Source organism: Streptomyces sp. NPDC101225 (assembly GCF_044767585.1).
GTDB lineage: Bacteria > Actinomycetota > Actinomycetes > Streptomycetales > Streptomycetaceae > Streptomyces.
In genome coordinates this window covers 1-7,153 of sequence record NZ_JBIWOE010000041.1, presented here as the reverse complement: position 1 = coordinate 7,153, position 7,153 = coordinate 1, and the positions used below count along the sequence as shown (strand labels likewise).

Annotated in this window: 7 protein-coding genes and 3 pseudogenes; 5 read left to right on the top strand and 5 right to left on the bottom strand. The window is 72.2% G+C overall.

The window, feature by feature from the left end; translation table 11 throughout:
- Positions 1–198: 198 nt before the first annotated feature.
- Both ACIRPX_RS37205 and ACIRPX_RS37200 read right to left on the bottom strand, forming a co-directional pair.
- A complete protein-coding gene (locus tag ACIRPX_RS37205; RefSeq protein ID WP_404203785.1) occupies positions 199–633 on the bottom strand; it encodes an anthrone oxygenase family protein in 435 nt (144 codons plus the stop codon).
- A gap of 84 nt (positions 634–717) precedes the next feature.
- Positions 718–1,272 (bottom strand): annotated as a pseudogene (locus ACIRPX_RS37200) (M24 family metallopeptidase); the annotation flags it as partial.
- Positions 1,273–1,425: 153 nt separating this feature from the next.
- Here ACIRPX_RS37200 and ACIRPX_RS37195 point away from each other — a divergent pair.
- From ACIRPX_RS37195 to ACIRPX_RS37185, 3 genes and pseudogenes are all read left to right on the top strand, one after another.
- Complete coding sequence (locus tag ACIRPX_RS37195; protein ID WP_404203671.1) at positions 1,426–1,908, top strand: hypothetical protein; 483 nt, start codon at positions 1,426–1,428, stop codon at positions 1,906–1,908.
- A 192-nt stretch (positions 1,909–2,100) separates the two neighbouring features.
- A pseudogene (locus ACIRPX_RS37190) lies at positions 2,101–2,538 on the top strand (M24 family metallopeptidase); the annotation flags it as partial.
- A 60-nt stretch (positions 2,539–2,598) separates the two neighbouring features.
- Positions 2,599–4,407 carry an alkyl/aryl-sulfatase gene (locus ACIRPX_RS37185; RefSeq protein ID WP_404203669.1) on the top strand — a complete coding sequence of 603 codons (1,809 nt, stop codon included), beginning with the start codon at positions 2,599–2,601 and terminating at the stop codon, positions 4,405–4,407.
- Here the strand turns inward: ACIRPX_RS37185 and ACIRPX_RS37180 are convergent.
- Positions 4,397–5,287 (bottom strand): GNAT family N-acetyltransferase, encoded by an 891-nt coding sequence (locus ACIRPX_RS37180; protein WP_404203667.1) that lies wholly within the window; start codon positions 5,285–5,287, stop codon positions 4,397–4,399. The genes ACIRPX_RS37185 and ACIRPX_RS37180 overlap by 11 nt on opposite strands.
- Before the next feature lie 47 nt (positions 5,288–5,334).
- Here ACIRPX_RS37180 and ACIRPX_RS37175 point away from each other — a divergent pair, with 47 nt between their 5' ends.
- Complete coding sequence (locus ACIRPX_RS37175) at positions 5,335–6,075, top strand: VOC family protein (protein ID WP_404203665.1); 741 nt, start codon at positions 5,335–5,337, stop codon at positions 6,073–6,075.
- Positions 6,076–6,225: 150 nt separating this feature from the next.
- Here ACIRPX_RS37175 and ACIRPX_RS37170 read toward each other — a convergent pair whose 3' ends face one another.
- Together ACIRPX_RS37170 and ACIRPX_RS37165 are read right to left on the bottom strand one after the other, a co-directional pair.
- Complete coding sequence (locus ACIRPX_RS37170) at positions 6,226–6,429, bottom strand: hypothetical protein (protein WP_404203663.1); 204 nt, start codon at positions 6,427–6,429, stop codon at positions 6,226–6,228.
- A 45-nt stretch (positions 6,430–6,474) separates the two neighbouring features.
- Positions 6,475–6,696 (bottom strand): hypothetical protein, encoded by a 222-nt coding sequence (locus ACIRPX_RS37165; protein ID WP_404203661.1) that lies wholly within the window; start codon positions 6,694–6,696, stop codon positions 6,475–6,477.
- 196 nt (positions 6,697–6,892) lie between these two features.
- Here ACIRPX_RS37165 and ACIRPX_RS37160 point away from each other — a divergent pair.
- A pseudogene (locus tag ACIRPX_RS37160) lies at positions 6,893–7,153 on the top strand (DNA-directed RNA polymerase subunit alpha); the annotation flags it as partial.

The following is a 7,153-nucleotide window of genomic DNA, read 5'->3' as shown; positions in this document are numbered from 1 at the left end:
GGCAGCGACGAGGGGGTCTTCGCCATCGCCGTGGGCCGCGCCACAGGCGCCTCCCCGAGGCCGCCCCGAGTCATCACACCCACCCTCCCCGGGCTCCGCCCGCCGGTGGACGCACCACCCGTCCCCGCTGTGCCGGCCCGGCGCGGGAATCCGGGGCACCCGGCCCTCCGTACCTGCCGGCCGTGGCCCGCGAGGCCGTCAGCGGCGCACCAGCCTGAGCGGCCGGTCGAGCGCCGCGGCGCTCACACAGCAGAAGGCGAGCACCAGGGCGACGGTCCGTACGGCGTGGGCGATCTGCCAGCGGTCGCGGACGCGTGCCCAGTCTCCGGGCGGAGCCTGCACGCTCCAGTCCATCTGCTCCACATTGATGGGCCCGTTGACCACGAGGGACACCGCGAGGGCCACCAGGAGCAGACCGAGCGCCCAGGCCAGGCGGCGCAGTTCGGGGCTGCGCTCCGCGCGCGCCCGCAGGACGAGGATCACGACGGCGACGAGCGTCGGCACCAGCAGGATGCCGATGAACCAGGTGAAGGGGGCGTACTCGGCCTGCCGGACGCGGACGTACTCCGGCCCGGTCAGACCGCGCAGCGCCAGCTCCAGGAAGAGCACGGTGAGCGCGACCCCGGCGAGCATGCCGCAGCCCAGCACGCTCGTGTACCGGACGATCCTGACCAGAACGGGACTCGCCATCGTGCCCACTCCCTCGCGGGACCACCCCAGGGTGAGGAGCTCCTCGTGGAAACCGCCGAACTCCCGCCCGTGGTCGACCGGATGACCGGCGTGCCGGCCCCCCGGCTCCCGGCCGCGGTCGGCCGCCGGCCCCTCCACCTCGGTGTGGAGCTCCTTCCCGGTGATGTCCGGATGCTCCTCGAAGTACCGCTTCCCGGCGGCGAAGACCTGCGGCAGGCCGTCGCGCGGCCGCCGCTTGACCGGGTCGTCGCCGAGGACGGCGGTCCGCCCGAAGCCGGCCTCGTACTCCGCGAAGATCGGCCCGAAGTCGGCGAACACGATGGCGTCGGTGCCGATCGCACGGTCCGGTGGGTTCTCCCGGTACGGCGCGCGTGTGTTCGGCCCCGAGCGGACGATCCGCTTGTGCCGGTGCCGGGTGGTGCCGGACAGCTCGTTCGCCAGGTCCCGTACGCGGTCGCTGACCTCCCGCTCCCCCTGACCGGGCGACACCAGGGCGCGCTCCTCGATCTGCGCGAACAGCCGCACGGCCTTGGCCAGGGCATCCGGCAGCCGCGCCGCACGCGTGAGCTCGTCGTCCGCCATGCGACCGACGGTAGATGGGCCGATCACGCTGCGGCAACCAGGTTGCCGTCCGTGGACGGCCCCGGGTCCGGCGCCGATCGGCCGAGCTCCGCGTTGCGGCCCCCGGACCCTCGTACTTGACTTGGCCGAGGGAACCAGAGCCAAGGAGGCATCATGGCGCGCTACTCCAGGCGGTGGACGGCGTGTGCGCTGCTGGCCGTGGTCGTGGGCGCCGGCCTGACCGGCTGCTCCGACAACGGCAACGGCCCTGCCTCGTCCGCGAGCAAGGCCGCGTCGGCCGCGTCCTCGCTCGCCTCGCGCGGCGCCGACGCGCTCGCCTCGGCGACCGCGTCGGCCGGCAGGAAGCTGGACGAGCTCAAGGACGGCATCGACGCCAAGGACGAGGTCCGGCTGGGCACGCCGACCACGGACAACGGGCGCGCGGCCGTGACGGTGACCGCCAGGAACTCGGCGTCGTCCACCAAGTCCTTCGCCGTGCAGGTCAACTTCACGGACAGCGGCGGCAATCTCCTCGACGCGGTCGTCGTGACGGTGTCCGACGTCCCGGCGGGCACGTCCGGCCGGGCGACGGCCCGCAGCAACCGCTCGCTGTCCGGCCAGGTGAAGGCCGAGGTGGCGCGGGCACTGCGCTACTGACGCTCACCACGCCCTCCTCGCGCACTCCGGCGGGAACGGCCCCGCCGCGTACGCCGTGTGCCCCTTCCGCACGTCTCGCGGTGCCGAGGGGGATGCGGGCGGGGCCTTCGCCGCGACGCGGAAGGCCGCCGCCCGGGCGCCCTCCGTCGCGGCGGTGACGCGAGCACTCCGGGGGGGTGGCGGGAGCCGCGGGTCGTCGAGGACTCCGGCGGCCTGGAACGCTGCGGCTCCCTTACCACGCGCACCGTGCGCTTCGGCGGGCCCTCCCCCTGGGAGCGCACGGTTCACGACATTGTCCGCGCGCCCCGGCAGACCTCCTTCGAGACGGTACGCGCGGGGGTACCGTGTCTGGAGTTCGACCGCATCGCACGCAGGGTGATCACCGAAGCCGGACACGGCCAGTACGTCATCCACCGCATCGGCCACGGCATCGGCGTCACCATTCATGAACCGCCGCACCTGGTCGAAGGCGAGGAACAGCCACTCGTGCCCGGCATGTGCTTCCCGATCGAACCCGGCATCCACCTGTCCGGCCGCTTCGGCGTGCCCAGCGAGGACATCGTCACGTGTACCGAGGACGGCGGCCGGCGCCTGAACGGCATGCCTCACGAGACGGACTTCATCGCCTGAAGCCCCCTCCCGGAGATGGCCGCCGTCATCGGCGGCCGGCGCAGAGCCCTAGGAGTCCTCATGACCGAGACGATGCCCGACTTCACCGACCGCACCGACTTCGAGGATGCCGACCGCGGCCTGGTGGCGCGGCCCACCGCAGGCACCGTCACCGCGGACGACGGCCGGGTGGTGTGGAGCTTCGACGACACCGCCTTCCTGGACGGCGAGCGCCCCGACACCGTCCACCCCGGCCTGTGGCGCCAGTCCCAACTGTGCGCCCGCGCGGGCCTGTACGAGGTCACCGACGGGATCTACCAGATCCGCGGCTACGACCTCTCCAACATGACGCTGATCGAGGGCGAGCACGGCGCCGTCGTCGTCGACCCGCTGATCTCGGCGGAGTGCGCGCGGGCCGGGCTGGAGCTGTACCGCACGCAGCGCGGGGACCGCCCGGTCACGGCCGTGATCTTCACGCACTCCCACATCGACCACTTCGGCGGCGTGCACGGTGTGCTCGATCCCGGTGCCGACGTCCCGGTCCTGGCCCCCGAGGGCTTCATCGAGAACTCCGTCGCCGAGAACGTCTACGCCGGTACGGCCATGCTCCGCCGTGGCATGTACCACACCGGCGTCAACCTCGTCCGCGGACCGAACGGCCTGGTCGGCACCGGCCTCGGCTTCACCGCCTCCACCGGCACCCCCGGACTGGTCCGCGAGACCCTGACCGTCCGGGACACCGGGCAGGAAGAGGCCCTCGACGGCGTCCTGTTCCGCTTCCAGATGACCCCGGACACCGAGGCACCCTCGGAGATGAACTTCCTGCTGCCCGAGCGCCGGGCCCTGTGCATGGCCGAGAACGCCACCCACAACCTGCACAACATCCTGACCCTGCGCGGCGCCGTCGTCCGCGACGCCCGCATCTGGTCGCGCTACCTCCACGAGGCGCTGGAGCTGTTCGCCGACGAGGCGGACGTCCTCTTCGCCTCCCACCACTGGCCGACCTGGGGCCACGACCGCATCCGCGCCTTCCTGGGCGAACAACGCGATCTCTACGGCTACTTGCACGACCAGACCCTGCGCCTGGCGAACCAGGGCCACACCGGCACCGAGATCGCCGAGCTCCTGGAGCTGCCGCCGGCCCTCTCCCGCGCCTGGCACGCACGCGGCTACTACGGCTCCGTCAGCCACAACGTCAAGGCCGTCTACCAGCGCTACATGGGCTGGTACGACGGCAACCCGGCCTCCCTGTGGGAGCATCCGCCGGTCGAGACGGCGAAGCGCTACGTCGACTGCATCGGCGGCATCGACGCCGTACTGGAGAAGGGCCGCGGCTACCTGGCGGCGGGCGACCTCCGCTTCGCCGCGCAGCTCCTCAAGCACGCCGTCTTCGCGGCCCCCGGCAACACCGACGCCAAGGAACTGCTGGCGCAGGCCTTCGAGCGGCTCGCCCACGGCGCCGAGTGCGCCACCTGGCGCAACAACTACCTCACCGGGGCTCAGGAGTTGCGCCACGGCGTCAAGCACACCGCCCTCGGGGCCGGCACCATGGTCGGCGCCCTCTCCGTCGAGCAGGTCTTCGACTCCCTCGCCATCCGCGTCAACGGCCCCCGCGCATGGGACGAAAGCCTCACCCTGCACTGGCACTTCACCGACCTCGGCGAGATGTACCGCATGACCCTCCGCAACGGTGTCCTCGTCCATTCCCGCACCGGCGCACCGGCCGACGGGGCGGACCTCGGCCTCAGCCTGACCAAGGCGGACCTGCTGGGCATGGTCTCGGGCAAGGGCCTGGAGAACGTCCGGCTCACGGGCGACCCGGCGGTGCTGAAGACGCTGCTGTCCGTCCTCGACGCCCCGGACCCGAACTTCGCGATCGTCACGCCGTGACGCCGGGCGGACGGTCGGCCGGGGAGAAGCGGTAGCCGGTGAAGTCCACGACCGGGACGTAACCGATGCGCCGGTAAAGGGCGTTGCTGGTGGGGTTGCCGGGGTCGGTGAACAGGACGACGTCGGTGGCCCCCGCGTCCAGTGCGGCCCGGCTCACCTCGGCGGTGACGGCGCCCGCGTAGCCCCGGCCGCGGAGATGGGCCGGCGTGTAGACGGGGTCCACCCGGATCATCCCGCCGACCATCGGCGTGGAGCCGGCCAGGGAGACGGGGGTGCCGTCCGGGGACTCCCAGAAGGTGAAGTGCTTGTCGGCGAAGCGCGAATCCGCCCAGGCGCCGGCGTCCAGGGCTGGGGCTTCACCGACCTCGGCGGCGAACTCGGCGCAGAACCGGAGGAGTCGGGGGTGATCCCGCGCACCCGCGGCTCGCCCCCGCCCCTCTGGACGCGGCCGCGGCGGGGTCAGTGTGCCGAGCCGGTGCAGACGCCCCCACCAGTGCGCCTCCGCCGTCACGCCCTCCGTGTGCCGCTGCCACGCCCCGGCGAACGCGGTGGCGGTGTCGTGGTCCGCGGTGACGCCCGAGAGGAGGTGGCCGAGCCCGGCCAGACGGGCGGCGAGGCTGTCGGCGTGCCCGGCGGGGAGGGGGGTCAGGGTCAGTCTCATGGTCGGCAGCCGGTAGCAGACGGCACGGATCTCACCGGCCGTCTCCAGGTGACCGAAGAAGCAGGCTCCGGGGCCGTGGACGTCCGTCCCGCGCGCACGGAGTTTGTCCAGCGTGGTCAGCGGCGTGTTGTGCAGCGTGGGGCGCGCCCGCAGGAAGCCTCCGGCGCGGGCGAGGAACGCGTGGATGTCGTCGGTGAGGTGCCACTCGTCCGGATGCATGGTGCATGATCCCCCGAGGTGCCCGGCGCGTGCATAGGATCGCCGGCATGGCACTGCGACCGGTCATGGTGAACATCAAGGCGGTCGACGCCTCGGCGGTCGGCCGGTTCTGGGCGCAGGCGCTCGGCTGGAGTGCCTACAGCGCCGGCGTGACCACCTACGTCGGACCCGGCGGCGGCCTCGTCTGGCCGGACCCGGTCGGCCTCGGCATCGACGTCGTCCCGGTGCCGGAGCCCGGGACGACTACGAAGAACCGCGTGCACCTCGACCTCGCCACCACGTCCGCGTCCCATCAGGCGGACCTGGTGGCACGCCTGACGGCACTCGGTGCGACGCCGGCCGACGTGGGCCAGGGCGAGGTGCCGTGGACGGTCCTCGCCGACCCGGAGGGCAACGAGTTCTGCGTGCTGGAGCCCCGGGAGGTCTACCGCGACACCGGGCCGATCGCCGCGGTGGTGGTCGACTGCGTGGATCCGCGGGCCATGGCCCGGTTCTGGGGCGAGGCGCTGGAGTGGACCCTGCACACGGTCACCGACGACCACGCGTCGTTGCGCTCCGCCGAGGCCGTCGGCCCGTATCTCGAATTCCTGCGCACGCCGGACGTGAAGACCGTGGCCGACCGCGTCCACCTCGACCTCCTGCCGGGTCCGGAGGACGACAAGGCGGCGGAGGTCAGCCGGTTGCGCACCCTCGGCGCCACGGACCTGGACGTCGGCCAGGGCGACGTCCCCTGGACCTGCCTGACCGACCCGGACGGCCACGAGTTCTGCGTGCTCGCCCTGCCCTGACGCGGGCCGCACCCCTCGTGCGGCGACGATCCCGCGATGATCCGGGCCCGGTGCGGCGGGCCGGCGCCGCGGCCGGACAGGTCTGCCGGAAAGCTCGCGGCGGCGAACCCTTCCGGCAGCAGTCCCAGGCCGCGGTGCCAGGCCGCGGTGCTAGGCCGCCTTGCGGCGCGCGGGGCGCCTGCCCGAGGTGGGCTCCGGTGCGGCCTCGGCGAGGAAGGCCTCGTCCTCCCCGAAGTCGGGGGCCTGGAAGGGGTTCGTCGCCGGCGGGGGCGATACCGCGGCGGCGCCGCGGGGTTGTCCTTCCAGGGCGGAGAACAGCGACGTCGGTTCGATGAGAGGTCTCCCTTGGGTCACAGATCCCGGAAGGGACCTGGCGTGCCATGACCGGGCACAGCGGTCCTACAGCTTGGTCATCTTGGCGTACGGGCTCGGAATCCGCATGCGCGTCGAGCCGAAATCCACGAGCGCCGCGACTCCGTCCTCGATGCCGATCACCCGGCCGAGACCGTACACGTCGTGCGTGACCTGGTCACCTACGGCGAAATGCTTGGGAGCCGGGGCGACCGGAGCCTTGAAAGGGCTGGTGGGCAAATGGCGCTTGGATGCAGCAGGCTTTGTCATCGACCACAGTATGCGCCCACGACGTGGGACAGTGGTAGCTGGTCCTTGCACTCCCCTCGGCGGGAGCCGAGCCGGCGGCCGGCGGGCAGACAGGCGGCGTAGGGCGGTTCGGCGCCGAAGACGTCCGAACCGGCCGTACCCTTCATGGTGTCTACAGCGTCACATAGCGGGCGCCAAACACTGGAGGCTTCACCTCGTGCTGATCGCTCAGCGTCCGTCCTTGACCGAAGAGGTCGTCGACGAGTTCCGTTCCCGGTTCGTGATCGAGCCGCTGGAGCCGGGCTTCGGCTACACCCTCGGCAACTCGCTCCGCCGCACGCTCCTCTCCTCGATTCCGGGTGCGGCGGTCACGTCCATCCGTGTCGACGGTGTCCTGCACGAGTTCACCACCGTGCCGGGCGTCAAGGAGGACGTCACCGACCTGATCCTCAACATCAAGCAGCTGGTCGTCTCCTCC